General features: G+C 65.2%; 25 protein-coding genes. 6 read left to right on the top strand and 19 right to left on the bottom strand.

Translation table 11 applies throughout. The features are described 5' to 3' along the window. Window positions 1-204: 204 nt before the first annotated feature. The 8 genes from murB to PNI01S_RS02645 form a co-directional block, all read right to left on the bottom strand. Window positions 205-1,224: a UDP-N-acetylmuramate dehydrogenase gene (murB, locus tag PNI01S_RS02610; protein WP_038803719.1), complete on the bottom strand. Its 1,020-nt coding sequence runs from the start codon at window positions 1,222-1,224 to the stop codon at window positions 205-207. Beyond that, window positions 1,221-1,685 (bottom strand): low molecular weight protein-tyrosine-phosphatase, encoded by a 465-nt coding sequence (locus PNI01S_RS02615; protein WP_024766673.1) that lies wholly within the window; start codon window positions 1,683-1,685, stop codon window positions 1,221-1,223. Before PNI01S_RS02615 ends, murB begins: the two co-directional genes overlap by 4 nt. Then, complete coding sequence (kdsB, locus tag PNI01S_RS02620) at window positions 1,685-2,449, bottom strand: 3-deoxy-manno-octulosonate cytidylyltransferase (protein ID WP_084357379.1); 765 nt, start codon at window positions 2,447-2,449, stop codon at window positions 1,685-1,687. The genes PNI01S_RS02615 and kdsB overlap by 1 nt, the downstream gene beginning before the upstream one ends. Window positions 2,450-2,453: 4 nt before the next feature. Continuing rightward, on the bottom strand, window positions 2,454-2,639 hold the full coding sequence (locus PNI01S_RS02625; protein WP_009621404.1) for a Trm112 family protein: 186 nt from the start codon (window positions 2,637-2,639) through the stop codon (window positions 2,454-2,456). Window positions 2,640-2,697: 58 nt separating this feature from the next. Next, window positions 2,698-3,696 carry a tetraacyldisaccharide 4'-kinase gene (gene lpxK / locus PNI01S_RS02630; RefSeq protein WP_084357380.1) on the bottom strand — a complete coding sequence of 333 codons (999 nt, stop codon included), beginning with the start codon at window positions 3,694-3,696 and terminating at the stop codon, window positions 2,698-2,700. Continuing rightward, window positions 3,696-4,145: a flagellar polar localization protein PocB gene (gene pocB / locus PNI01S_RS02635; protein WP_024766674.1), complete on the bottom strand. Its 450-nt coding sequence runs from the start codon at window positions 4,143-4,145 to the stop codon at window positions 3,696-3,698. Before pocB ends, lpxK begins: the two co-directional genes overlap by 1 nt. Further along, window positions 4,142-4,777, bottom strand: coding sequence for a flagellar polar localization protein PocA (gene pocA, locus PNI01S_RS02640; RefSeq protein ID WP_024766675.1), 636 nt, complete (start codon window positions 4,775-4,777; stop codon window positions 4,142-4,144). Before pocA ends, pocB begins: the two co-directional genes overlap by 4 nt. Before the next feature lie 71 nt (window positions 4,778-4,848). Further along, on the bottom strand, window positions 4,849-7,059 hold the full coding sequence (locus PNI01S_RS02645; protein ID WP_084357381.1) for a DNA internalization-related competence protein ComEC/Rec2: 2,211 nt from the start codon (window positions 7,057-7,059) through the stop codon (window positions 4,849-4,851). A gap of 162 nt (window positions 7,060-7,221) precedes the next feature. Between PNI01S_RS02645 and PNI01S_RS02650 the strand changes: the two genes are divergently transcribed. Beyond that, window positions 7,222-7,752, top strand: a complete 531-nt coding sequence (locus tag PNI01S_RS02650; protein WP_024766677.1) for a DUF2062 domain-containing protein — start codon at window positions 7,222-7,224, stop codon at window positions 7,750-7,752. Window positions 7,753-7,900: 148 nt separating this feature from the next. On the opposite strand, the gene PNI01S_RS02655 is transcribed toward PNI01S_RS02650, so the two are convergent. Genes PNI01S_RS02655 through PNI01S_RS02665 form a run of 3 tightly spaced genes read right to left on the bottom strand, consistent with a single transcriptional unit; the run spans window position 7,901 to window position 11,095 of the window. Then, a complete protein-coding gene (locus PNI01S_RS02655; protein ID WP_084357382.1) occupies window positions 7,901-9,148 on the bottom strand; it encodes a lipoprotein-releasing ABC transporter permease subunit in 1,248 nt (415 codons plus the stop codon). An 11-nt stretch (window positions 9,149-9,159) separates the two neighbouring features. Further along, a complete protein-coding gene (gene lolD / locus PNI01S_RS02660) occupies window positions 9,160-9,849 on the bottom strand; it encodes a lipoprotein-releasing ABC transporter ATP-binding protein LolD (RefSeq protein WP_024766679.1) in 690 nt (229 codons plus the stop codon). Next, window positions 9,842-11,095 carry a lipoprotein-releasing ABC transporter permease subunit gene (locus PNI01S_RS02665; RefSeq protein WP_065084897.1) on the bottom strand — a complete coding sequence of 418 codons (1,254 nt, stop codon included), beginning with the start codon at window positions 11,093-11,095 and terminating at the stop codon, window positions 9,842-9,844. The genes lolD and PNI01S_RS02665 overlap by 8 nt, the downstream gene beginning before the upstream one ends. Before the next feature lie 124 nt (window positions 11,096-11,219). Between PNI01S_RS02665 and PNI01S_RS02670 the strand changes: the two genes are divergently transcribed. Genes PNI01S_RS02670 through PNI01S_RS02680 form a run of 3 tightly spaced genes read left to right on the top strand, consistent with a single transcriptional unit; the run spans window position 11,220 to window position 12,843 of the window. Beyond that, window positions 11,220-11,795 carry a PilZ domain-containing protein gene (locus PNI01S_RS02670; protein WP_024766681.1) on the top strand — a complete coding sequence of 192 codons (576 nt, stop codon included), beginning with the start codon at window positions 11,220-11,222 and terminating at the stop codon, window positions 11,793-11,795. A gap of 14 nt (window positions 11,796-11,809) precedes the next feature. Further along, window positions 11,810-12,124 carry a hypothetical protein gene (locus PNI01S_RS02675; RefSeq protein ID WP_024766682.1) on the top strand — a complete coding sequence of 105 codons (315 nt, stop codon included), beginning with the start codon at window positions 11,810-11,812 and terminating at the stop codon, window positions 12,122-12,124. Continuing rightward, on the top strand, window positions 12,121-12,843 hold the full coding sequence (locus PNI01S_RS02680; RefSeq protein ID WP_024766683.1) for a glycerophosphodiester phosphodiesterase: 723 nt from the start codon (window positions 12,121-12,123) through the stop codon (window positions 12,841-12,843). Before PNI01S_RS02675 ends, PNI01S_RS02680 begins: the two co-directional genes overlap by 4 nt. A 42-nt stretch (window positions 12,844-12,885) precedes the next feature. On the opposite strand, the gene sthA is transcribed toward PNI01S_RS02680, so the two are convergent. The 4 genes from sthA to PNI01S_RS02700 form a co-directional block, all read right to left on the bottom strand. Continuing rightward, complete coding sequence (sthA, locus tag PNI01S_RS02685) at window positions 12,886-14,280, bottom strand: Si-specific NAD(P)(+) transhydrogenase (protein WP_024766684.1); 1,395 nt, start codon at window positions 14,278-14,280, stop codon at window positions 12,886-12,888. A 211-nt stretch (window positions 14,281-14,491) separates the two neighbouring features. Beyond that, the gene (locus PNI01S_RS02690) at window positions 14,492-15,511 is read right to left on the bottom strand and encodes an FAD:protein FMN transferase (RefSeq protein WP_084357383.1); all 1,020 of its coding nucleotides are present in this window, start codon (window positions 15,509-15,511) and stop codon (window positions 14,492-14,494) included. A gap of 121 nt (window positions 15,512-15,632) precedes the next feature. Next, window positions 15,633-17,033 (bottom strand): amino acid permease, encoded by a 1,401-nt coding sequence (locus tag PNI01S_RS02695; protein ID WP_084357384.1) that lies wholly within the window; start codon window positions 17,031-17,033, stop codon window positions 15,633-15,635. Window positions 17,034-17,141: 108 nt separating this feature from the next. After that, a complete protein-coding gene (locus PNI01S_RS02700; RefSeq protein WP_037007634.1) occupies window positions 17,142-18,608 on the bottom strand; it encodes a glyceraldehyde-3-phosphate dehydrogenase in 1,467 nt (488 codons plus the stop codon). 140 nt (window positions 18,609-18,748) lie between these two features. Between PNI01S_RS02700 and mfd the strand changes: the two genes are divergently transcribed. Together mfd and PNI01S_RS02710 are read left to right on the top strand one after the other, a co-directional pair. After that, window positions 18,749-22,213, top strand: a complete 3,465-nt coding sequence (gene mfd, locus PNI01S_RS02705; RefSeq protein ID WP_024766688.1) for a transcription-repair coupling factor — start codon at window positions 18,749-18,751, stop codon at window positions 22,211-22,213. Between the two features lie 12 nt (window positions 22,214-22,225). After that, window positions 22,226-22,885: a CsiV family protein gene (locus PNI01S_RS02710; RefSeq protein ID WP_038803716.1), complete on the top strand. Its 660-nt coding sequence runs from the start codon at window positions 22,226-22,228 to the stop codon at window positions 22,883-22,885. Between the two features lie 51 nt (window positions 22,886-22,936). Here the strand turns inward: PNI01S_RS02710 and PNI01S_RS02715 are convergent, their stop codons facing one another. The 4 genes from PNI01S_RS02715 to PNI01S_RS02730 are packed head-to-tail and all read right to left on the bottom strand — an operon-like array spanning window position 22,937 to window position 25,991. Further along, complete coding sequence (locus tag PNI01S_RS02715) at window positions 22,937-23,674, bottom strand: S-methyl-5'-thioinosine phosphorylase (protein ID WP_037012652.1); 738 nt, start codon at window positions 23,672-23,674, stop codon at window positions 22,937-22,939. A gap of 9 nt (window positions 23,675-23,683) precedes the next feature. Then, a complete protein-coding gene (nagZ, locus tag PNI01S_RS02720) occupies window positions 23,684-24,682 on the bottom strand; it encodes a beta-N-acetylhexosaminidase (RefSeq protein WP_024766862.1) in 999 nt (332 codons plus the stop codon). Window positions 24,683-24,693: 11 nt separating this feature from the next. Next, window positions 24,694-25,218 carry a L,D-transpeptidase gene (locus PNI01S_RS02725; protein WP_084357385.1) on the bottom strand — a complete coding sequence of 175 codons (525 nt, stop codon included), beginning with the start codon at window positions 25,216-25,218 and terminating at the stop codon, window positions 24,694-24,696. 56 nt (window positions 25,219-25,274) lie between these two features. Beyond that, entirely contained in the window at window positions 25,275-25,991 is a 717-nt protein-coding gene (locus PNI01S_RS02730; RefSeq protein WP_024766860.1) for a TetR/AcrR family transcriptional regulator, read from the bottom strand. Window positions 25,992-26,094: the final 103 nt, after the last annotated feature.

A 26,094-nucleotide genomic window follows, 5' to 3' on the forward strand; every position in this document is an offset into this window, starting at 1 on the left:
TTTTCGCCGTAGCAGACTCCGTCCGCGATTGGCTCGCCATCGCGCCGATATCGCGGACAAACCTGCTCCTACGTTCAGCCTGACTCAGCAGCTAGGGACCGTCCGCGAGCAAGCTCGCTCCTACAAAGCCCCGCCCTGATTTGCGCTGGTGAGCAGGCACAAAAAAGGGATGCCGAAGCATCCCTTTTTCCATCTGAAGCAACCTCAGTAGAGATTCGGCTCCATCTCCAGCTCCACGCCAAAGCGCTGCTGGATGTCATCCCGGATACGCAGCGCCAGATCATGCAACTGCGACCCGGTAGCGCCACCGTAGTTGACCAGGACCAGCGCCTGCTGCGCGTGGACGCCAGCAGCACCCTCGCGGAAGCCCTTCCAGCCAGCCTTGTCGATCAGCCAGCCAGCAGCCAGCTTGCTCTGTCCGTCACCCTGCGGGTAGGCCACAAGGTCGCTGTAGCGCTGACGCAGCGCCACTGCCTGATCCGCGGACACTACCGGGTTCTTGAAGAAGCTGCCGGCATTGCCCAGCACAGCAGGGTCCGGGAGCTTTTCGCGACGAATCGCGCAGATCACCCGCGAGACGTCGGCCGCCGTCGGTTCGGTCACGCCCTCCTCCGCCAGGCGCTGGCGCACAGGACCGTAGTCCAGGTGCAGTTTTGCCACACGGCTCAAGGCGAAGCGCACACGCAAGATCAGCCAGCGACCGGGCTCGCGCTTGAAGCGACTTTCGCGGTAGGCGAAGGCGCAGTCCTCCAGGTCGAACTCGCGCAGCTCGCCCGTCTGGCGGTCCAGCGCGGTCAGGCCGGCGAACACATCCTTGAGCTCCACGCCATAGGCACCGATGTTCTGCATGGGCGCAGCGCCCACGGTACCCGGAATCAGGCTGAGGTTTTCCAGCCCAGCGAAGCCCTGGGACAGGGTCCAGCGCACGAAGCCGTCCCACACCTCGCCGGCCTCTGCCTCGACCACCACCCGCTCGCCATCATCACTGAGGACGCGAACGCCGCGGGAAGCCATGCGCAGCGCCAGCGCCTCGACGTCACGGGTCAGCAGCAGGTTGCTGCCGCCACCGATGACCATCAACGGCAGCCCCTTCCGCACCGCCGCAGCAATGCCTTCGCGCACCTCGGCGTCGTCATGGGCCTGGGCAAACCAGCGTGCCGCGACATCGACGCCGAAGGTGTTGTAGGGCTTGAGGGAAATGCGTTCTTGCAGTTGCAGCGTCACAGTCGCCCCTTCACTTCCGTCAGCAGGCCGTCGCAGGCCCTTTCCACCAGGTCCAACACCTGCTCGAAACCATCCTCGCCGCCATAGTACGGATCGGGGACTTCGTCGATTTCCAGCTCGTAGCGAGCCAGGAACAGGTCCAATTCGGCCTTGCCGCTGCTGCCGCGCAATCGCTTCAGGTCACGCAGGTTGGCGTTGTCCATGGCCAGGACCAGGTCGTAGCGGGAGAAATCCGCCGCACTGACCTGTCGTGCCCGCAGGCTCGACAGGTCATAACCACGGCGCAGCGCCGCGGCACGGGTGCGCGCATCCGGCGCCTTGCCGACATGCCAGTCGCCGGTGCCGGCCGAATCGATCTCCACTCGATCCTCAAGGCCCGCCTCGCGGACCTTGTGGCGGAACACGCCTTCGGCGGTGGGAGAACGGCAGATATTGCCCAGGCAGACGAACAGGACCTTCATCAGGCCCCCAGGATGCGCCGCACGCGCTCCAGGTCTTCCGGGGTATCGACGCCGGCCTGCGGTGCTTCCAGGGCGTCCGCCACATGGATGCGCACGCCATGCCAGAGCGCCCGCAGCTGTTCCAGGCATTCGGTGTCTTCGAGCCAGCACGGACCCCAGGCCACGAAATCACGCAGGAAGCGCGCGCGATAGGCGTAGATGCCGATGTGGCGGCGGTAGGGCACATTGGCCGGCAGCGATTCGCGATCCACGGCAAAGGCATCGCGCGCCCAGGGCAGCGTGGCGCGGCTGAAGGTCAGTGCCAGGCCGTTCTTGTCGCTGACCACCTTGACGATGTTCGGGTTGAACAGCGCGGCCGGATCATGGATTTCCTCGCACAGGGTGGCGATGCCCGCTTCCGGGTGTGCCGCAAGATTGGCGGCCACCTGGTCGATGATCGACGGCGGCACCAGCGGCTCGTCGCCCTGCACGTTGACCACGATGGCGTCGTCGGCCAGGCCCAGCGCATCGGCCACTTCCGCCAGGCGGTCGGTGCCGGAGTTGTGGTCGGCGCGGGTCAGCACCACCTGGGCACTGAAGCCTTGGCAGGCATCGAAGATGCGCTGGTCGTCGGTGGCGACCACCACCTGGGTGGCAGAACTTTTGCCGGCCTGTGCCCAGACGTGCTGGATCATGGGTTTGCCGGCGATGTCCTGCAGTGGTTTGCCGGGCAGGCGGGTGGAGGCGTAGCGGGCGGGAATGACGACGGTGTAGGCCTGGCTCATGGGATTACTTGTCCAGACGCTCGTCGACGTTCAGGGTACGCGCCTCGCCTTCGAGCATCACCGGGATGCCGTCGCGCACCGGGTAGGCCAGGCCGTCGGCCTTGCAGATCAGCTCGGACTTGTCGTCGGTGAGCTTGAGCGGGCCCTTGCACAGCGGACAGGCGAGGATATCGAGGAGTTTCGGGTCCATGGTGCGTTCCTTGAGCTTGAAAGGATTGAAAGCTGGCAGCGCAGGTTACGACGGCGGATCAGCGGGCGACCAGGCGCTCGAGCTGGGCGTCGAACCAGGCAACGAAGGCCGGCGAGGGCTGCGCTTCGACGGCGAGGTACCACCAGTCGGGCGCGGCGAAGGACCGGCATTTCACCGCATCCTTCTCGGTCATGACCAGCGGCAGTTCCGGCGTGAAACGCAGCTGCTCGGCAGTGTAGGCCGCATGGTCGGGGAAGGGATGCGGAATCGGCCGCCAGTTTAGCGCCTCGAGCGTCGTGAAGAAACGCTGCGGGTTGCCGATGCCGGCCAGGGCATGGAGTGCCTGACCGGCGGGGAAATGCTCGACGCCACGGCGTTCGCCGCTGGCCAGGTTGATCAAGGCAGATGGTTGCAGGGTGAAGGAGAACGCCCCCGGCGGATCGCTGGGCGCGCCGTTGTACAGCACGGCGTCGACTTCACCCAGGCGCTCGACCGGCTCGCGCAGCGGCCCGGCGGGCAGGCAATGGCCGTTGCCGAGGCCGCGCGCAGCGTCGATCAGCACCAATTCCAGGTCACGGGCCAGGCGGTAATGCTGCAGGCCGTCATCGCAGAGGATCAGGTCCAGCGGTTCTTCGGCCAGCAGTACGCGCACTGCGCTGGAGCGATCCGGGTCGATCATCAGCGGCACGCCGCAACGGCGCACGATCATCAGCGGCTCGTCGCCCGCTTCCGCCGCCGATTGCTCGGCGCGCACGCGCCAGGGCGTCTGCGGCGGCTTGGCGCCATAGCCACGGCTGACCACGCCGACCTTCAGCCCGCGGGCGCGGCACTGCTCGATCAGCCAGAGGATCATCGGCGTCTTGCCGGTGCCGCCGACGGTGATGTTGCCGACCACGATGATCGGCACCGGCGCGCGATAGGCCGGCTTGGCGCCGGAGAGAAAGTCCTGCCGGCGGCCTTGGGCTACTCGCCGGTAGAGGAGTTCGAGCGGTCTGAGCAGGGCAAGGGCCGGGTGGCCCTTGTACCAGGCGTCGAGCAGGCGATCGGAGAACGCCATCAGGGGCTCTTCTTGTCCGCCCGGGACTCGATGGTGGTGATGCGCAGGTGGGTGAAGCCCAGCTTGCCGGCGGCATCCATCGCGGTGACCACGGACTGGTAGTCCACCTTGCCATCGGCGGTGATCACTACCGGCAGGCTGTTGTCGCCGGCGGATTCGCGCTGCATGGCGTTCATCAGGTTTTCCAGGTCGTCGCGCGCCAGGCTCTGACCGTTGAGCGCGTAGTGACCCTCGACGCTGATGGAGATTTCCAGCTGCTTGATCTCGGTGGCTTCGGGCGGCGTGCCGCTGACCGCCTCGGGCAGTTCAACCTTGAGCTGCGACGGCTTGGTGAACGAGGTGGCGACCACGAAGAACAGCAGCAGCACGAAGATCACGTCGATCAGCGACGCCAGGTTGATGAAGACGTCCTCGCGGGCCGCTCCGCCCGCTCTGCGGCGGAATTTCACGCTTTGCCTTCCTCGACGAAGTCGACTTCGCGGTCGCCCTGGGTCACTTCCACCAGCTTGATGGCTTCCTGCTCCATGGCGATGACCAGCTCATCGACGCGGCGCAGCAGGTAACGATGGAAGAATACTGCGGGGATCGCCACGATCAGGCCGGCCGCGGTGGTGATCAGGGCCTTGGAGATGCCGCCGGCGAGCATCGGCGCGTTGGCCATGCCATCGCCCATGAAGGCGCTGAAGATCTGGATCATGCCGAACACGGTGCCCAGCAGGCCGAGCAGCGGCGCCATGGCGGCGATGGTGCCCAGGGCGTTGAGGTAGCGCTCCAGCTCGTGGATCACGCGGGAAGCGGCTTCCTCGATGCACTCCTTCATGATTTCGCGGCCGTGCTTGGAGTTGGCCAGGCCGGCGGCGAGGATTTCACCCAGCGGGGAGGATGCGCGCAGGTCCTTGAGGGCCTGGCTGTTCATCTTCCTGTCCTTGATCTGCTTCCATACCTGGCCGAGCAACTGCGGCGGGGCCACGCGGCTCAAGCGCAAGGTCCAGAGACGTTCGGCGACGATCGCCATGGCAGCGACGGAGCTCAGCAAGATCGGCAGCATCATCCAGCCGCCAGCTTTGACCAGTTCCCACACAGTGGTGAATCCCCTGAAAAAAAGTGGCGCCACTCTAGCACAGGGGCCGTGACGAGCCGACCGCCCCAGGGTCAATTTTCCTGCCAGAAATGTGCGCCTTCCCGCACTCCCCGGAGCTCGCCATGGGCACCAAGCATCAGAGTCAGTGCGCCCTGCTCCGCCGTATCCTGAATCCGGATGCCCAGCGTGCGGAAGCGCTCGACGACCGACGGGTGCGGATGGCCGTAGGGGTTATTGGCACCGCGCGAGATGATCGCGGTGGATGGACGGATCGCCCGCAGGAAGGCCGGCCCGGAGGAACTACGGCTGCCGTGGTGCCCGGCCATCAACCAATCGATGCGCTCGGCCGGATGCGCCGCCAGCCAGGCCAGTTCGGCAGATTGTGGCAGGTCGCCAGTGAGCAGGATGCGCTCGCCATTGGCCTCGACTTCCAGCGCGCACGAGCGGTCGTTGCTTTCCCTGGCGCCTGCCCACGTCCAGCTGGACAGGCGTACGTCATCAACCCTCCATTCCTCGATTCGACAGGGGCTTGCCTGCAACTCTGGCGCCAGTCTTTCCGGCTCGCCACTGATAACCTGCGCAGGCCGGAGTGAATGCTTCACCGCCAACGCACCGCCGGCATGGTCATTGTCCGCATGGCTGAGCATCAGCAGATCGAGCTTGCCGACGCCAAGACTCCGCAAGGTCGGCACTACCACCCGCTCGCCGATATCAAAATCTCCGTTGCGCGCACCAGTGTCGTAGAGCCAGCTCTGACTGCGGGTACGGATCAGCACCGAAAGCCCCTGCCCCACGTCCAGTACGCGGATCTCGGCCATGCCCGACGCGGGCAGCGGAATGCTCGGCCAGAACACCGGCAGGAACATCGCCAGCCCGAGCGAGCGCAGCGGTACTCCCGCCGGCGCCAGCAGCAGGAGCGCACCGAGCATCGCCAGTATCAGCGTCCAGGTTGGCGCCGCCACCGGCTGCCAGGCGGGCGCCAGCTCGGCCATCCATCCGAGCAGACGAAACAGTATTTCCAGCAGGCCGCCGGACACCCAGAGCAGCAACTCCCCCACGCCGGGAACCCCCAGCGCCAGACTGCCCAACAGAGCGAGCGGAACCACGACCAGCTCCACCCAGGGCACCGCAATCAGGTTGGCGGCGACACCGGAAATGCTCAGCGGCAGGCCCAGCGCGATGGACGCCGGCAACAACCCGATCGCCATCAGCCACTGCGCACGCAGCCAGGTGCGCCAGGCCGTCCAGCGTCCCAGGCGGCCGGAGAAGCCGAAGATCAGCAAAGCCACCGCCGCGTAGGACAACCAGAACCCCGGCAGCAACACCACCAAGGGCTCAGCCACCAGCACGGCTAGCAAAGCGCCCAGCAGCGGCGTCCACAATCCCCGATGGCGATAGCGCAAACGCCACAGCAGGACGATGGAGACCATCACGCACGCGCGCTGCAACGGCACCTCGAAGCCCGCCATCAGGCTGTAGGCCCAGGCGCCGCTGGCAGCCAGCAGGCAGGCGCAGGGCAACCAGGGCAGACGGGATGGCCAGCAGCCCAGGCGCGCCAGTCCCGCCACGACGGCGTATAGCAGGCCCGCCAGCAGGGATATGTGTGAGCCGGAAATCACCATCAGGTGCAGGGTTCCGGTGTCCTGCAGGACCTGCCAGTCCGCCGTGGTCAACCCGGAAGCGTCGCCCAGCACCAGCGCGGCAAGCGCACCAGAGCGCCCCTGGGCGTCCACTGCCAGCAGGCGTTGCCTCCAGGCTTCGCGCCAGGCGCGCGGGCCGCTGGAAGCCTCCAGGCGCTGCCCGTCCTTCACGCTGCCGGTGGCGCCGATGCGCTGGGCAGTGAGCCAGGCCTCGTAATCGAAGCCCACGCCGTTGACCATGCCGTGGGGACGCTTGAGCTTCACTGCCAACCGCCAGCGCTCGCCACCTTCTACCGGCGGCCCGCCGAACCAGGACAGGCGCAGTGTTGCCGGAACCTGCGCGCGCGGGCTGGAAACCTCGGAGAGCACGAAGCGCACTGAAGGCCCCGAACGATCCGGCAAGCCCTCTACCCTGCCCTCCAGCCACAGCGTGCGGCCGTCCAGCTCCGGCGCCAGCCGGTCATCCAGCGCCCACTGGGCCGATTGGCAGGCCCAGGCGAAGCCGAGCAGGAACAGCCCGACGAAGTAGCCGCGAGTGAACAACAGAGGCAAAGCGCACAGTGCGAGAAGCAGCAGCACCCAACCAGATGGCAGCTCCGGCAGCCAGCGCAGCGCCAGCAGTCCCAGGGCCAGAGCGAACATCCCTGCAAGTGGCAACGACTTTATCCCCCAGCGCCACCGAGGCCTCGCACGACCACCGATCCGACAGGCCGACGGCGGTTACACACGGACATAGTTGGCAACGAATGACTGTCACCTAGCTAGGCATAATGTGGCGTCGTCCGTCTGCCAGAGATTTCCTTCATGCCGCGCCGAATCTTCAAGCGCTACATGCCGGATCCGGAGAGCATCAGGAACCACAAGGGCCTGCGCTTTCTCGGACCGCTGATCCAGTCGCCCAACCTCTGGCACCTGAATCGCCGCTCCGTGTCCCGCGCCATGGGCATGGGGCTGTTCGCCGCGTTCATCCCGATCCCGCTGCAGATGCTGCTGGCTGCCTCGTTGGCCGTGTGGGTACGGGCCAACCTGCCGATCTCGGTCGGGCTGGTCTGGCTGACCAACCCGATCACCATGCCGCCGGTGTTCTACTGCACCTACAAGATGGGCGCCTGGGTGATGGGCATCCCCGCGCGCGCCCTGCCCGAGCACCTGACCTGGGAATGGATCAGCGGCGAGTTGTCGCTGCTCTGGCAGCCCTTCCTGCTGGGCTCGGTGATCTGCGGCATCCTGGTCGGCCTCCTCGGTTACCTGCTCACCGAGGGGTACTGGCGCTGGTGGATCGGCCGCAGCTGGCGGCGTCGCCGGGCGCTGCGGAATCTGCAGCGCGGGCTTTAGGCACTTCCTTGCAGGAGCGAGCCTGCTCGCGAACCGCCAAGCCCCCGGAGCCGTGGACAGGTTTGTTCGCGAGCAAGCTCGCTCCTGCTGGGTGATCCCTGAAACGAAAAAGCCGCCCCGAGGGGCGGCTTTTTCGTGGGCCGATGAATCACTCGTAACGCAGCGATTCCGCCGGCTGGGTCGAGGCCGCGCGCCAGGCCGGGTACAGCGTGGCGAGGAAGCTCATCGACAGCGCGGCGACGCAGATCAGGACGATATCGCTGATCTGCGGGTCGGACGGCAGGTAGTTGATGAAGTAGATGTCCGAATTGAACACGTGGGTGCCGGCGATGCGCTCCAGGGTCGAGACGATGGCGGTGACGTTGTACGCCGCCAGCACGCCCAGCACGCAGCCGATGACGGTGCCGATCAGGCCGATCACCGTGCCCTGCACCATGAAGATCGCCATGATCTGCTTCGGCGTGGCGCCCAGGGTGCGCAGGATGGCGATATCCGCGCGCTTGTCGGCCACCACCATGATCAGTGTGGCGATGATGTTGAAGGCGGCGACCGCAACGATCAGCAACAGCAGTAGGCCGATCATGGTCTTTTCCATCTTCATCGCGCTGAACAGGCTGCCCTGGGTGTGGGTCCAGTCCACCGAGCGGTAGCCGTCGCCCAGTTGCTTGGCGATGGTCGCACCGACTTCCGGCGCCTGGAACAGGTCTTTCAGGGCGATGCGCACGCTCTGTACCTGGCCCGGTTGCCAGCGCAGCAGGCTGGCGGCGTCGTCCACATGGATCAGCGCCAGGGTGCTGTCCAACTCGGCGCCGACCTTGAAGATACCGACCACGTTCAGGCGCTGCATGCGCGGGGTGATTCCGCCGGGCGCCGTGCTCGGCTCCGGCACGATCAGCAGCAGGCTGTCGCCGACATTGACGTGGAAGCGCCGCGCGGTGATCTCGCCGATGACCACACCGAACTCGGTAGCCTTGAGGTCGTCCAGGCTGCCTCGAACCATGTGCTGGCCGATGATCGACACCTGGGTTTCCAGCGCCGGGTCGACGCCGTCCACCTCGATGGGCTGCATCATCCCCTTATAGGAGAGCATGCCGTCGACCTCGGTGTAGGGCACCGCGCCGACGATCTTCGGGTTCTGCTTCGCCACCTCGGCCACATGCTGCCAGTCATCCAGCGGACCGCTGGTCTTCTGCAACACGGCGTGGGGGACCATGCCGAGGATCCGCGAGCGCATTTCCTTCTGGAAGCCATTCATCACCGAGAGCACCACGATCATTGCCAGCACGCCCAGGGCGAGGCCGATCATCGAGGTCAGGGAAATGAACGAGATGTAGTGGTTGCGTCGCTTGGCCCGGGTGTAGCGGGTGCCGATGAAGACGGACAGGGGTCTGAACATTCCGGTATCCCTCAGGCGGCGACCAGCCGGCCCTCCTCCAGGCGCAGCACACGGTCCATCTGCTGGGCGAGGTGGGTGTCGTGGGTCACCACCAGGAAGGCGGTGCGCAGGGACTGCGACAGCTCCAGCATCAGCTCCTGGATACCGTGGGCGGTGTGCTGGTCGAGGTTGCCGGTAGGCTCGTCGAGCAGCACCAGCTTGGGCGTGTTCACCAGGGCGCGGGCGATGGCCACGCGCTGGCGCTCGCCGCCGGACAGCTCGGACGGTTTGTGGCTCAGGCGATGCCCCAGGCCCACGCGTTCCAGCAACGCCGTGGCGCGCTGACGCGCCTCGGGGATCGGCGTCTTGCCGATCAGCAGCGGCATGCAGACGTTCTCCAGCGCGGTGAACTCCGGCAGCAGGTGGTGGAACTGGTAGACGAAGCCCAGCGCGCGATTGCGCAGCAGGCCGCGCTGCTTCTCGTTGAGCGCCGACAGCTGTTCGCCGGCCAGCCAGACGCTGCCGGTGCTGGGCGTATCGAGGCCGCCGAGCATGTTCAGCAGGGTACTCTTGCCCGAGCCGGAGCTGCCGACGATGGCCACGCGCTCGCCGGGCAGCAGTTCCAGTTGCACGTTGGACAGCACTTCGACCGACTGCGGGCCTTCCTCGTAACGCTTGCCGAGGTCGCGGCAGCTCAGGACGGCCTGATCGTTGTTACTCATAACGCAATGCCTCCGCGGGCTGGGTGCGCGCCGCACGCCAGGCCGGATACAGGGTGGCGAAGAAACTCAGGATCAACGCGGCGCTGCACACCAGGATCACGTCCTCGCTCATCAGTTGCGAGGGCAGGTAATCGATGAAATACACGTCCGCGTTGAGGAATTTGTGGCCCAGCAGCCGCTCCAGCAGAGCGATGGCCGAGCTGACGTTGAGCGCCGCGAGGATGCCCAGCACGCCGCCGATGAAGGTGCCGATGACGCCGATCACCGTGCCCTGGACCATGAAGGTCGCCATGATCTGCCCCGGCGTGGCGCCCAGGGTGCGCAGGATGGCGATGTCGGCCTTCTTGTCGGTGACGACCATCACCAGGGTGGAAATGATGTTGAACGCGGCGACCGCGACGATCAGCAGTAACAAGAGGCCGATCATCGACTTCTCCATGCGGATGGCCTGGTACAGGTTGCCGTGGCTGCGGGTCCAGTCGCGGGCGAAGTAGTCGTTGCCCTTCAGGGTGCGGGCGATTTCCCAGGCGGTGCGCGGCGCCTGGAACAGGTCGTCGAGCTTCAGGCGCAGGCCTTCGACCTGGCCTTCCTTGAGGCGGCGCATGCGCGCCGCGTCGTCGATGTGGACCATGGCGACGTAGCCGTCCAGCTCGCCGGCGCCGACGTGGAAGGTGCCAACCACGGTGAAGCGCTTCATGCGCGGGAACATGCCTGCCGGCGTGACCGAGACTTCCGGAGCGATGAAGGTGACCTTGTCGCCCAGTTTCACGCCGAGGTTCTTCGCCGCCTTGTCGCCGATCAGGATGCCGAACTCGCCGGGTTTGAGGCTCTGCAGCGACCCTTCCTGGAAGAACTGGTCGATGATCGAAACCTTGCTCTCCTCGTTCGGGTCGACGGCGTTGATCAGCACCTTCTGCACCGTGCCGCCCGAGCTGAGCAGGCCCTGCATCTGGATGAAGGGCGCGACTTCCAGCACGTTGGGGTGCTGCGTCTTGATCTGCCCGGCGATGCCTTGCCAGTCGGAAATCGGCTGGTAGGACTCGACCGTGGCGTGGGGCACCATGCCCAGCACGCGGGTACGCATCTCGTGGTCGAAGCCGTTCATCACGGAAAGCACCACGATCATCACCACCACGCCCAGCGCGAGGCCGATCATGGAGGTGAGCGAAATGAAGGATACGAAGTGGCTGCGGCGTTTGGCGCGTGTGTAGCGCGTTCCGATGTAGACGGAAAGTGGTCTGAACATGAGGGGCCGATTGAGAAGATGAAGAGTGCGTCGAGCGTCAGATCCTTCTGGCGTGCGACTTCCGTGTGGCGAGGCCGGGCAGGCGGCTTTACACTCAGACCATCACTGCCGCCGTGGGTTCGCCATGTCCACTCCAGACGCGGATAACCGCCGCGAATACTATCGTATTGAAGATACGCTCGCATTGGAATTTCGCCCGCTGCGCGAGGACGAAATCCAGTCGCAAGAAGTGCTTCAGGATGATTCCGCGCTGTTCAATCTGCTCAGCGACCTGCACCTGGCCGACTTCGAGTCGCAGCACCTGCTGCGTCATATTCACGATCGCGACCGCCCCCTGGCCAGCTATCTCAAGGTGATGAACAAGCGCATCGACCTGATCGCCCAGGCGCTCACCCAGAGCCTGCTCAGCGAGATCGGCCCGGCGCGCCGGGTGACGCTGTCCGAAGGCGGCATCAACTTCCGCGATGCCCAGCCGCTCCCGGTCGGCCAGGACCTGGCGCTGAAGATCGTCCTGCTACCCCACGGCCTGGGCCTGCTGCTGCGCGCGAAGGTCACCCACTGCCAACAGCAAGCCGAGGGCGACTACGAGATCGGCACCGAATTCGAGATGCTCGGCGACGCCCCGCGTCAGCTGCTGGCTCGTCACATCCTCCAGCGCCAGGCACTGGAGCGCCGGCAGGCCAAGGCCCGCGAAGAATGAACAAACGCATCTGCTTGCGCCACCTGCTGCTCCTGTTGAGCCTTGTCACCCCGCTGCCACTGCCGGCCGATATCCTCTCGATACCCGTGGGTGACCAGGGCGATCCGCATATCGTGCTGCCGAACCGCGGCGACAGCCAGAAGGCCGTGCTGGAACGCTTCGGCTTGCCGGACGAGGAACACCCGGCAGTGGGCAAGCCACCGATCACCCGCTGGGACTACCGCGAATTCAGCGTCTATTTCGAGAGCGGGGTGGTGGTCGATGCTGTCCGCCAGCACCGCTCGCAGTACCTCAAGGACCTTTCACCGACTCCCAAGGAGCCCCAGTGACTCTGATCTATGGCCATCGCGGCGCCAAAGGCGAAGCACCGGAAAACACCCTGAACAGCTTCCTGCACTGCCTGGAGCACGGCGTGAAGCGCTGTGAGCTGGACCTGCACCTGTCCCGCGACGGCGAGCTGATGGTCATCCACGACCCGACGCTCAAGCGCACTACCGGTCGCCGCGGCAAGGTCTCCGAGCAACTGGCGGATGACCTGGTGACCATGGACGCCCGCGAAGGCGGCCCCGGCTGGTTGCGCCCCTGCCCTATCCCGCGCCTGGCGGAGCTGTTCGAGCGTTGCGAGTTCGAACACTGGCAGCTGGAAGTGAAAAGCGCGTCGAAGGATCGTGCCAGCCGCACGGTACAGGCCATCCACCAGTTGGTGGGCCGTTTCGGTCTGCGCGACCGGATTACCGTGACATCGAGCTCGCGCACCGTGCTGCGCGCGCTGGAGGAACTGGCGCCGGACCTGTCACGCGGGCTGGTGGCCGAATACGCCTGGCTCGACCCATTGAAGGTCGCCGCGCACTACGGCTGCGATCTGCTGGCGCTGAACTGGATGCTGTGCACCCCGGAGCGCCTGCTGAAAGCGCAGAAGCAGGGGCTGCATGTGTCGGTCTGGACGGTCAACGAGCCGGCCCTGATGCGCCGGCTCGCCGATTTTGGCGTGGATAGCCTGATCACAGACTTTCCCGGTTTGGCCACTGCCACGATCGGGAATCGCTGAGCAGGTTCCCCCCGACCGGCTCAGGCCGCCGGTCGGGGTATTTCAAAAAATCCGGTTCAGGCCGTCGAACGCCGCTACGCGGTAGGCTTCGGCCATGGTCGGATAGTTGAAGGTGGTGTTGACGAAATACTTCAGGGTGTTCAGCTCACCCGGCTGGTTCATGATCGCCTGGCCGATGTGGACGATCTCCGAAGCCTGGTCGCCGAAGCAATGCACGCCGAGGATTTCCAGGGTCTCGCGGTGGAACAGAATCTTCAGCATGCCCACCGGCTCGTTGGATATCTGCGCGCGGGCCATGCCCTTGAAGAAGGCCTTGCCTACCTCGTAGGGAATCTTCGCGACCGTCAGTTCCTGCTCGTTCTTGCCGATGGAGCTGATCTCCGGAATGGTATAGATGCCGGTCGGCACGTCATTCACGAAGCGCCAGCCATCGTGCTCGACGATGTTGCCGGCGGCGGAACGGCCCTGGTCGTAAGCGGCGCTGGCCAGGCTCGGCCAGCCGATCACGTCGCCCGCGGCATAGATGTTCGAGACCGAAGTACGGTAGTTCTCGTCCGTCTCGATCTGGCCGCGGCTGTTGACCTTGATGCCGATATTCTCCAGGCCCAGGCGATCGGTGTTGCCGGTACGGCCGTTGCACCACAGCAGGGCATCCGCCTTGATCTTCTTGCCGGACTTCAGGTGCAGGATCACCCCGTTGTCCAGGCCTTCCACGCGCTCGTATTCCTCGTTGTGACGGATCAGCACGTTGTTGTTGCGCAGGTGATAGCTCAGCGCATCGGAGATCTCGTCGTCGAGGAAGCTCAGCAACTGGTCACGGGTGTCGATCAGGTCAACCAGCACGCCCAGGCCACTGAAGATCGAGGCGTACTCGCAGCCGATCACGCCGGCTCCGTAGATGATCAGGCGGCGCGGGGTGTGGCTCAGCGAGAGGATGGTGTCGCTGTCGTAGACGCGCGGGTGATTGAAGTTGATGTCCGACGGGCGATACGGGCGCGAACCGGTGGCGATGACGAACTGGTCGGCCACCAGGCGCTCCACGGCGCCGCTGGGGGTGACGACTTCGACGGTGCGCTCATCGACGAAGCTGGCGGTGCCGTTGAACATGTCGATGCGGTTGCGCGCGTAGTAGCCGGTGCGCGAGGAAACCTGCTTGGAGATCACCCGCTCGGCGCTTTTCAGTACGTCCGGGAAGGAGAACCAGCGCGGCTCGCCGATCTGGCGGAACATCGGGTTGGTGTTGAACTCGATGATCTGCTTCACCGAGTGACGCAGCGCCTTGGACGGGATGGTGCCCAGGTGCGTGCAGTTGCCGCCGACCACGCGACGGCTGTCCACCACCGCCAGCTTGCGCCCGTACTTGGAGGCGTTCATCGCCGCCCCCTCGCCTGCCGGGCCCGTGCCGAGAATCACCACGTCGTAGTTGTAGACAGCCATGCGTACTCCTTCAGAACAGGCCGGGGCGCCCGCTTGGCGCTCCCGGCGAAGCCCCGGCACCACATGCGCCGAGGCGGATCGAAATCATTGGCGCAGCTTAGCCCTGCGGCAAAAGGCTGCACATTAGCGGTTGGTCGGCAGGTAGGCGAATTTTGCCGCCACTACAAGCCGTGCCCCTCACTGCGGGCCGCCATCATGCCCGCCGAAGCTTTCATTCAGGCGACGGGAACAGCGCTTCGAAGCGCGGCGTCGCGCGGGTCACGAAACCTTCGCCCTGGCGCACGATGAAGAAAGCTGCCAGCCCGTTGCGCTCGGCAAAGGTATAGCCGTCCTCCGGCCCCAGCACCATCAGCAGGGTCGACAGGCCATCGGCACGCAAGGCCTGGGCTTCCGCCACGGTCACCGACGCCAGCGCATGCCGGACCGGCGCGCCAGTGCGCGGGTCGAAGGTGTGCGAATAGCGCTGCCCACCTTCCTCGAAATAGTTGCGGTAGTCGCCCGAGGTGGACAGGCCGAAACCGTCCAGCGCCACCGAGCGCTCCACCTGCCGCTCGCGCTCGCCGCTGGGCACTTCCAGGGCAATGCGCCAGGGCGTGCCATCGGGCTTGTGGCCCACGGCCTTGAGCTCGCCGGTGATTTCCACCAGGTAATCCGTCAGGCCCAACTCCATCAGCCGTGCACTGACCTGATCCACCGCGTAACCGGCGACGATGCTGTCGAAGTCCAGCTGCGCGTCGACGTCCTTGCACAGCTGCTCGCCTTGCAGGCGCAGATGCTGATGGCCAACACGGGCGCGTTCACGCTGCAGATCGGCCGGCGCCGGTACCTGCTCGCGACGCGACTGCGGGCCGAAGCCCCACAGGTTCATCAGCGGCTCGACGCTCAGGTCGAAGGCACCTCCGCTCTGCTGCGACAATTCCTCGCCATAGCGCCAGAGCTTGAGCATGTCCGCCGGCAACGCCATGCAGGCGCCGGCCGGCAGCGCATTAAAACGGGAGACCACGGAATCGTCGCGGTAGGTCGAGAACTGCTCGTCGAGGCTGGCCAGAATCGTATCGACCTCCGCCTTGAGCTTCGCAGCGTCCGGCGCCTTGCCGGTCGGCACGTATTGCACCGTGTAGCTGCTGCCCATGGTCGGGCCACCGAAGCGTTCGATGGACTGCCCGCAGCCAGTCAAGGTCGCGACCAGTAGCACGATCAACAGGCTTGCACGGGACAAGGTCTTCTCCATCAGCCGGCAGGCGCGCGGCGCCGGGCATTCTACCGCAAGCACCCCGCTGCACTGTTTCCGCTGTGACAAAGGTGCATTACCAAAAGAAAACGGGAGCCGAAGCTCCCGTTTCCCGACCGGCTCAGGCGTCAGCCTTGGCCGGAGACTTGCGCTTGAACAGGAAATAGCAGGCGCCCATCAGCACGATCCACACCGGGATCGCATACACCGACACGTCGATGCCAGGGATCTGCAGCATGATGCCCAGGATGAACACCACGAAGGCCAGGCACAGCCAGTTGCCGAAGGGGTACCACAGCGCGCGGAAGAACGGCTGCACGCCCTTGGCCGCCATGGCCTTGCGGAACTTCATGTGAGCCAGGCTGATCATCGCCCAGTTGATCACCAGCGCGGCGACCACCAGGGACATCAGCAGCTCCAGCGCCTGGTGCGGGATCACGTAGTTGACCACGACGCACGCCAGGGTGATGAAGGCCGACACGCCAATGGCCAGCAGCGGTACGCCACGGTCATCGACCTTGGCGAAGGCGCGCGGGGCGTCGCCCTGCTCGGCCAGGCCGTAAAGCATGCGGCTGTTGCAGTACACGCAGCTGTTATAGACCGACAGCGCGGCGGTGAGCACCACGAAGTTCAGGATGTTCGCCGCGTACTCACTGCCCAGCAGCGAGAAGACCTTCACGAACGGGCTGCCGCTGTAGGGGTCGCCAGCGCTGTTGATGCTCTGCAGCAGGGCATCCCACGGGTACAGCGAGAGCAGCACGGCCAGGGCGCCGATGTAGAAGATCAGGATCCGGTAGATGACCTGGTTGATCGCCTTGGGGATCACTTTCTTCGGCTCGGAGGCTTCGGCGGCGGTGATACCGACCAGCTCCAGGCCACCGAAGGAGAACATGATGATCGCCAGGACCATGATCAGCCCCTTCCAGCCATTGGGGAAGAAGCCGCCATGGGCCCACAGGTTGCTCACCGAGGCCTGCGGGCCGCCGGCGCCGCTGACCAGCAGCCAGACGCCGAGCAGGATCATGCCGATGATGGCGACGACCTTGATGATCGCGAACCAGAACTCGGTTTCGCCGAAAGCCTTCACGTTGAACAGGTTGATGGCGTTGATCAGCACGAAGAACACCGCCGCCGTCGCCCAGGTCGGGAAGTCCGGCCACCAGAACTGGATGTACTTGCCGACCGCGGTCAGCTCCGACATGCCCACCAGGATGTACAGCACCCAGTAGTTCCAGCCCGACATGAAGCCGGCGAAGCCACCCCAGTACTTGTGCGCGAAGTGGCTGAAGGAACCGGCGACAGGCTCCTCGACGATCATCTCGCCCAGCTGGCGCATGATCAGGAACGCAATGAAGCCGCCGATGGCGTAGCCGAGGATCATCGACGGGCCGGCGGATTGCAGGACGCCGGCCGAGCCCAGGAACAGGCCGGTACCGATGGCGCCGCCGAGGGCGATCAGCTGGATGTGGCGGTTCTTCAGACCGCGCTTCAGCTCGCCTTCATGCAGATGTTGTCCATCCATTTGAAGTCTTTCCAGGTTCAGGAATTGGCAGATTTTATTGATGATTATGGTGGAGCCAGTAACGAAAAACGGGAGCCCGAGAGCTCCCGTTTATCTAGACCGCCTGGATCAGCGCGGGAAAGCCGGCGGGTTCACGCCAGCCATGTCTTCCATCACGCGGACGACCTGGCAGCTGTAGCCGAACTCGTTGTCGTACCACACGTACAGAACGACGCGGTTGTCGTTGGCGATAGTCGCTTCGGCATCGACGACGCCCGCATGGCGGGAGCCGACGAAGTCGGTGGAGACCACTTCCTGGGAAGCAACGAAGTCGATCTGCTTCTGCAGGTCCGAGTGCATGGCCATCTGGCGCAGGTACTCGTTGATCTCTTCGCGGGTAGTGGCTTTTTCCAGGTTCAGGTTCAGGATCGCCATGGAGACGTTCGGCGTCGGAACGCGGATGGCGTTGCCGGTCAGCTTGCCCTTCAGAACCGGCAGAGCCTTGGCGGCAGCGGTCGCGGCGCCAGTCTCGGTGATCACCATGTTCAGCGGCGCAGCGCGGCCACGGCGGCTGCCCTTGTGGAAGTTGTCGATCAGGTTCTGGTCGTTGGTGAACGAGTGAACGGTTTCGACGTGACCGTTGACGATGCCGTACTGGTCGTTGACGGCTTTCAGCACCGGCACGATGGCGTTGGTGGTGCAGGAAGCGGCGGAAACGATCTTGTCGTCAGCGGTGATATCGCCATGGTTGATGCCATGCACGACGTTCTTCAGCGCGCCCTTGCCCGGAGCGGTGAGGATCACGCGGTCGATACCCGGGCACTTCAGGTGCTGGCCCAGGCCTTCGGCGTCACGCCATTTGCCGGTGTTGTCGACCAGCAGGGCTTTCTTGATGCCGTACTGGGTGTAGTCGATCGACGCCGGGTCGTTGGAGTAGATCACCTGGATCAGGTTGCCGTTGGCAGTGATGGTGTTGTGTTCTTCGTCGATGGTGATGGTGCCATCGAACGGACCATGCACGGAGTCGCGACGCAGCAGGCTGGCGCGCTTGACCAGATCGTTCTCGGCGCCCTTGCGGACGACGATGGCGCGCAGGCGCAGGCCGTCGCCACCACCGGTCTTCTCGATGAGGATGCGCGCCAGCAGGCGGCCGATACGACCGAAGCCGTACAGGACGACATCGGTGCCTTCGCGAGCGCCGCCGTTCTGCTTGCCGACCACGTCGGCCAGCTCGTCCTTGGTGAACTGCTCGATGCTGCGACCGTTACCTTCGGCCTTGAACTTGGCAACCATCTTGCCCAGGTCGACGGAAGCGGCGCCCAGCTTGAGCTCGCTCATTGCCTTGAGGATCGGGAAAGTGTCGTGAACCGACAGCCCGCCTTCTTCGGCCAGGCGGTGACGGGCGAAACGGTGCGCTTTGAGGATCGCGATCACCGAACGGTTGATCAGGCCACGGCCGTAGATCGAGGTCACCACGTTGTTGTTACGGTAGAGTTGGCCGATCAGCGGAATCATGGCTTCCGCGAGGGCTTCACGATCGATCCACTCACCGAGACACTGGTCGGGCTTCTGGGTCACGGGCAATACCTTCCACATGTAGGAGAAGAAAAAAGGGGCTACATTATGACGGCGTGAACAATCGCCGGCAATCCGCAGCGGTCGTATGACTGACATCCGTCAATCGGGATAGTTACAATCCGACCGGTCAAATTCCTCGACCGGAGCCACGAACGCCCGTGTCCGTATTGCGTATCCCTACATTGCCGACAGCTGCCGGCAAGCAATCCTGGGGCAACCTCCCCGGGGCCGCCCTGAGCCTGGCCATCGCTGAAGCGGCCGGCCCAGCCAAACGTTTCACCCTGTTGCTGACCGCCGACAGCCAGAGCGCCGAGCGCCTGGAGCAGGAGCTGCGCTTCTTTGCGCCAGACCTGCCGGTTCTGCAGCTGCCGGACTGGGAAACCCTGCCCTACGACGTCTTCTCGCCGCACCAGGACATCATCTCCCAGCGCGTCGCCGCCCTTTATCAGCTACCCGAACTGCGCCGCGGCGTGCTGGTGGTGCCCATCACCACCGCCCTGCACCGTCTGGCGCCGGCCAAGTTCCTGCTTGGCAGCAGCCTGGTGCTGGACGTCGGCCAGAAGCTTGACGTCGAGCAGATGCGCAGCCGCTTCGAAGCCGCCGGCTATCGCTGTGTGGACACCGTCTACGAACACGGCGAGTTCGCCGTGCGCGGCGCATTGATCGACCTGTTCCCGATGGGCAGCGAACTGCCCTACCGCATCGACCTGTTCGACGACGAAATCGAGACGCTTCGTACCTTCGATCCGGAAACCCAGCGCTCCATCGATAAGGTGGAGAGCATCCGCCTGCTGCCGGCGCGCGAGTTCCCGCTGCGCAAGGAAGCGGTGACCGGCTTCCGCGGCCGCTTCCGCGAGCGTTTCGACGTCGACTACCGCCGTTGCCCGATCTACCAGGACCTGGCCAGCGGCCTGACACCTGCCGGCATCGAGTACTACATCCCGCTGTTCTTCGAAGATGGCGAGACATCGACGCTGTTCGATTACCTGCCCCAGGACACCCAGGTGTTCTCCCTGCCGGGCATCGAAACCGCCGCCGAGCAGTTCTGGACCGACGTACGCAACCGCTACGAAGACCGCCGCTACGACCCGGAGCGCCCGCTGCTGCCGCCCGCTGAAGTCTTCCTGCCGGTAGAGGACTGCTTCGCCCGCCTGAAGAACTGGCCGCGCGTGGTGGTCAGCCCCGAGCCCATCGAGACCGGCGTCGGACGCGAGCGTTTCCCTGCCGAGCCGCTGCCGGAGCTGGCCATCGAGGCCAAGGCCACCGAGCCGCTGGCACGCCTGCGCCAGTTCATCGAGCAGTTCGACGGACGCATCCTCTTCACCGCCGAGTCCGCCGGCCGCCGCGAGGTGCTGCTGGAACTGCTGGCGCGACTGAAGCTGCGCCCGGTCGAGGTCGAAGGCTGGCCGGGCTTCCTGGCGCACAAGGACCGCCTGGCGATCACCATCGCACCGATGGACGAAGGCCTGCTGCTGGACGCAGGCATTGGCCAACCGGGCATCGCCCTGGTGGCCGAGAGCCCGCTGTTCGGCCAGCGCGTCATGCAGCGTCGGCGCCGCGAGAAGACCCGCGACGGTGGCGAGAACGTCATCAAGAACCTCACCGAGCTGCGTGAAGGCGCGCCGGTGGTGCACATCGACCACGGCGTCGGCCGCTACATGGGCCTGATCACCCTGGAGATCGACGGTCAGAACGCCGAATTCCTCGCCCTGCAATACGCCGACGAAGCCAAGCTTTACGTGCCGGTGGCCAACCTGCACCTGATCGCCCGCTACACCGGCAGCGACGATGCCCTGGCGCCGTTGCACAAGCTGGGTTCGGAAACCTGGCAGAAGGCCAAGCGCAAGGCCGCCGAACAGGTCCGCGACGTCGCCGCCGAACTGCTCGATATCTATGCCCGCCGCGCCGCGCGCAAGGGCTACGCCTTCAAGGACCCGCAGGTCGACTACGCCACCTTCTCCGCCGGCTTCCCCTTCGAGGAAACCCCGGACCAGCAGACCGCCATCGAAGCGGTGGTCGCCGACATGCTCTCGGAAAAGCCGATGGACCGCCTGGTCTGCGGCGACGTGGGCTTCGGCAAGACCGAAGTGGCCATGCGCGCGGCCTTCGTCGCGGTGCACAGCGGCAAGCAGGTCGCCGTGCTGGTGCCCACCACCCTCCTCGCCCAACAGCACTACAACAGCTTCCGCGACCGTTTCGCCGACTGGCCGGTAACGGTCGAGGTGATGAGCCGCTTCAAGTCCGCCAAGGAAGTCGAAGGCGCCGTAGGTCAGCTCGCCGAGGGCAAGGTCGACATCGTCATCGGCACCCACAAACTGTTGCAGGACGATGTGAAGTTCAAGAACCTCGGCCTGGTCATCATCGACGAAGAGCACCGCTTCGGCGTGCGCCAGAAGGAGCAGCTCAAAGCGCTGCGCAGCGAGGTGGACATCCTCACCCTCACCGCCACGCCGATCCCGCGCACCCTGAACATGGCGGTCGCCGGCATGCGTGACCTGTCGATCATCGCCACGCCGCCGGCGCGCCGGTTGTCCGTGCGCACCTTCGTCATGGAAGAGCAGAAGTCGGTGATCAAGGAAGCCCTGCTGCGCGAACTGCTGCGCGGCGGCCAGGTGTACTTCCTGCACAACGAAGTGAAGACCATCGAGAAGTGCGCCCGCGACCTGGCGGAGCTGGTTCCCGAAGCGCGCATCGGCATCGGCCACGGGCAGATGAACGAGCGCGACCTGGAACGGGTGATGAGCGACTTCTACCACAAGCGCTTCAACGTGCTGGTGGCCTCGACCATCATCGAGACCGGCATCGACGTGCCCAGCGCCAACACCATCCTCATCGAGCGCGCCGACAAATTCGGCCTGGCCCAGTTGCACCAACTGCGCGGCCGGGTCGGCCGCAGCCACCACCAGGCCTACGCCTACCTGCTCACCCCGCCACGCAAGCAGATGACCCCGGACGCCGAGAAGCGCCTGGAAGCCATCGCCAACGCCCAGGACCTCGGCGCCGGCTTCGTGCTGGCCACCCATGACCTGGAGATCCGCGGCGCCGGCGAACTGCTCGGCGATGGCCAGAGCGGGCAGATCCAGGCGGTGGGCTTCACCCTCTATATGGAAATGCTCGAACGCGCGGTGAAGGCAATCCGCAAGGGCGAGCAGCCGAACCTGGAGCAGCCGCTGGGCGGCGGCCCGGACATCAACCTGCGCGTACCGGCGCTGATCCCGGAAGACTACCTGCCGGACGTTCACGCCCGCCTGATCCTCTACAAGCGCATCGCCAACGCCGCCGACGAAGACGGCCTGCGCGAACTGCAGGTGGAAATGATCGACCGATTCGGCCTGCTGCCAGAGCCGGCGAAGAACCTGATCCGTCTGACTTTGCTGAAACTGCAGGCGGAAAAGCTCGGGATAGTGAAGGTAGATGCCGGGCCCCAGGGAGGCCGGGTAGAATTCGCCGCCGATACCTGCGTCGACCCGCTGGTGCTGATCAAGATGATCCAGAGCCAGCCCAATCGGTACAAATTCGAAGGGGCCACCCTCTTCAAGTTCCAGGTGCCCATGGAGCGCCCGGAAGAACGGTTCAACACGCTGGAAGCGCTGCTCGAGCGCCTCACGCCACAGACTCACTAAGGATTCCGTGCAATGCGCCTGTTCCAACCCCTGCTGCTGTCGCTGGCACTGCTGTCGCCGGCGGCCTTTGCCGAGCCTTACCAGGTAGAGCTGATCCTCTTCCAGCAGTCCGGCGACGTCGTGCTCGCCAGTCGCCCCGCCCCGGATGACTGGGCCAAGGGTGCGCAACCGCCCGGCCCGGACAGCTCGCGCCCTACTGCCATGGACGCCCAGGTCGCCAAGCTCAAGCAGAACGAAGGCTTCCAGGTGCTGATGCACAAGGCCTGGCGCCAGGAGATCGATGCCAACCCGGTGAAGGTTTCCCTGACCGAGGGCGCCCAGCGTGACAGCCACTTCCCGGTGGAAGGTACCGTCACTCTCAGCCAGCAACGCTTCGTGAACACCCAGACCGACTTCTGGATCAACCAGTTCGGCCAGGACGGCCTGCTCGCCGCCAGCCAGCACATGGTCCAGGAAGCCAGCCTGAAGAACAGCGTGCTGACCTACCTCGACCACCCGAGCCTGGGCATGTTGATTAAAGTGACCCCGCTCAACGCCAAGCCGGCCGCCGCCCCGCCGCCGGGCATGGAAGACGAGGCGCCGACCGGCCCGGACGCGCCGCAGCAGCCTGCGCCGGCCGCTCCGGCAGACGGTGGCTTCGACGCCCCGCCGCCGGCCCAGCCCGCGCAATAAAGAAAAAGCCCGGCAATCGCCGGGCTTTTTTTCACCTGCAGGAGCGAAGCGTCAACTCACCAGCACGCGCCCCAGCACCTCGCGCACCTTGCCGATGCCGTCGTGCAGCGCCTGCTCGATCTCGGCCATGGTGATGATGCCGCTGGACTTGCCCGCCGCGGGATTCACCACCAGCGACAGGCAGGCATACGGCAAATCCAGCTCACGTGCCAGCGCGGCTTCGGGCATACCGGTCATGCCGACGATGTCGCAGCCGTCGCGCTCCAGCCTGGCGATCTCCGCCACGGTTTCCAGGCGCGGCCCCTGGGTAGCCGCGTAGACACCATGACTGCTGTACGCATATCCCAACGCCTGCAGTGCGGCGATCAGCTTCTGCCGCAGCGGCTCATCGTAGGGGTGGCTGAAGTCGATATGGGTGACATGGTCAATGTCACCGGCGAAATACGTGTGCTCACGGCCCCAGGTGTAATCGACGATCTGGTGCGGCACACACAGGTGACCACTCCCCATCGCAGCATGGATGCCGCCCACGGCGTTCACCGCAAGCACGGCCTGGGCGCCAGCCTGCTGCAGCGCCCAGAGGTTGGCGCGGTAGTTCACCTGATGCGGGGGGAAACGGTGCGGATGGCCGTGGCGAGCGAGGAACAGCACCTCGCGACCGGCGAACTCGCCGCGCTGAACGGTCGCCGAGGGGGCACCGTAGGGCGTCTCCAGCTCGATGGCATCCTTCAGGGTCAACCCTTCCAATTGGGTCAGGCCGGTACCGCCGATGATGGCGTAGACAGTCATGGCAAATCCTTAGTCGATCAGTTGTGCGGCACGCAATTCGCCGACGGCTTGTTGCCAACGCGGCAGTTGCTTGTATTCGGTGCCCGGCCAAGCTCTGGCACGCATGCGTTCAAGGCGCTGCGGCGCGCTGACCTTCAGGCGCTGCAGGGCACTCAGGGCCAGCTCGGCGGAGGCGCGGTCATTGCACACCAGCCCCATGTCGCAGCCGGCACTCAGGGCGGCCTCGATGCGGTTGGCGGCATCGCCGACCACATGGGCGCCGGCCATGGACAGGTCATCGCTGAAGATCACACCGTCGAAGCCCAGTTCGCCGCGCAGGATGTCCTGCAGCCAGCGACGGGAGAAGCCGGCTGGATTCGGGTCGACCTGCGGGTAGATCACGTGGGCCGGCATCAGCGCATCCAGCTCGCCGGAAAGACGCTGGAACGGCACCAGGTCCACGGCGCGGATCTGCTGCAGCGTGCGCTCGTCCTCGGGAATCCCCACATGGGAATCGACTTCCGCCCAACCATGGCCGGGGAAGTGCTTGCCGGTAGAGGCCATGCCGGCGGCGCGCATACCACGGATGAACGCACCAGCCAGCGCAACGGCACGCTCCGGATTGCCTTCGAAGGCGCGGCTGCCGACGACGGCGTTGCGCTGGTGGTCCAGATCCAGCACCGGAGCGAAGCTCAGGTCGAGCCCTACCGCCAGCACCTCGGTCGCCATCAGCCAGCCGCACTGCTCGGCCAGGCGCTCAGCGTTGGCGTTATCGGCGATGGCACGCATTGCCGGCAGACGCAGGAAGCCCTGGCGCAGGCGCTGCACGCGGCCACCTTCCTGGTCCACCGCGAGCAGCAAATCGGGGCGCACCGCGCGGATGGCGGCCATCAGCTCGCGCACCTGGCGCGGCGACTCGATGTTGCGGGCGAAGATGATCAGGCCACCCACTTCCGGGTGGCGCAGAATCTGGCGGTCCTCGGCGGTGAGCCAGGTGCCGCCGATGTCGAGCATCAGGGAGCCTTGCATATGCATTCCTTTCAATTCAATTGCGCTGCGTGCCACTCAGGGCATGCAGCCTCTTCGATTCGGACCCGGCAATGGAGGGGAACCCGCGGAAAGAGTTCCAGCAGGTCGTCATTGCGCAGGCGGATACAGCCGTGCGACAGCGGGACGGCCATGGGCTCGCAGTCGGGAGTGCCGTGCAGATAGATGTAGCGGCGAAAGGTGTCGACCTCGCCCATCCGGTTGCGGCCCTGTTCGCAGCCGCTGAGCCAGAGAATGCGCGAGAGGATCCAGTCGCGGCCGGGAAACTCTTCGTGCAGCGCAGGCGTCCAGGTTTCCCCGGTCCAGCGCCGCCCCTTCAGCACCGCTCCTTTGGGGAGCCCATCACCGACGCGTGCGCGTATCTGGTGCAGGCCACGCGGCGTGCAGCCGGACCCGTTGCGCTCCCCCGCGCCGTTGACAGCAGTGGATACCTGAACACGGACGACGAGACACCCCGCGGCAAAGCCGTAGAGCATCTGGTCAGCAAGGGAGATATGGAGAAGATCAAGATCGGCCATGGCCGGCTACTGTAGCCGATCGGACCGGCGCAGCCCAGCGCGAAGCCGGGCGCAAATCAGACTTTGGCGGGAGCCTGTGCGGCGCTCGACTTGGTGCGCGGCTTGAGCTGGGCGCCGGCCAGCGACGGATCGCTTACACCGCTATCGGCTCGCATGCCGGCAGCCAGGAACGGCACCATCAGGCGCATCACCTGCTCGATGGAGGTGTTCACGCCGAAATCGTTCTCGGCCATGGCGCGCAACGCCTTGATGCCGGACATGCTGAATACGGCAGTACCCAGCATGAAGTGCACACGCCAGAAGAGCTCCAGCGGCGGCAGACGCGGTGCGGACTCGTTCACCAGCAGCATGTAGCGGCGGAACACCTTGCCATAGACCTCTTCGAGGTACTTGCGCAGGTGCCCCTGGCTCTGGCTGAACGCCAGGCCCAGCAGGCGCATGAAGATGGACAGGTCATTGCCGCTGCGCGGCTTGACGGCCATGGCCTGGACCACGAGCAGTTCGAGCAGCTCTTCCAGCGTGGCACGCGGCGCATCGGGCTTGGCCTGGCGGCGATCCAGCTCCTTCTCGAGACTGGCGCAGAACGGACCGAGGAAGCGCGAGAAGACCGCCTGGATCAGCGCCTTCTTCGAGCCGAAGTGGTAGTTCACCGCCGCGAGGTTCACCCCCGCCTTGCTGGTGATCAGACGCAAGGAGGTTTCGGCGAAGCCTTTCTCCGCGAACAGCTGTTCCGCAGCATCCAGGATGCGTTCGACGGTTTCCGACTGGGCCATGGCTACTCCGCCTGACAAACACTTGTTTGAAACATACGTTTCAGCGTCTTCTATTGTCAAGCAAAGTGCGATGGATTGTTACCAATATCATGGCAATGCGACG

The organism is Pseudomonas nitroreducens NBRC 12694 (assembly GCF_002091755.1).
Lineage (GTDB): Bacteria > Pseudomonadota > Gammaproteobacteria > Pseudomonadales > Pseudomonadaceae > Pseudomonas > Pseudomonas nitroreducens.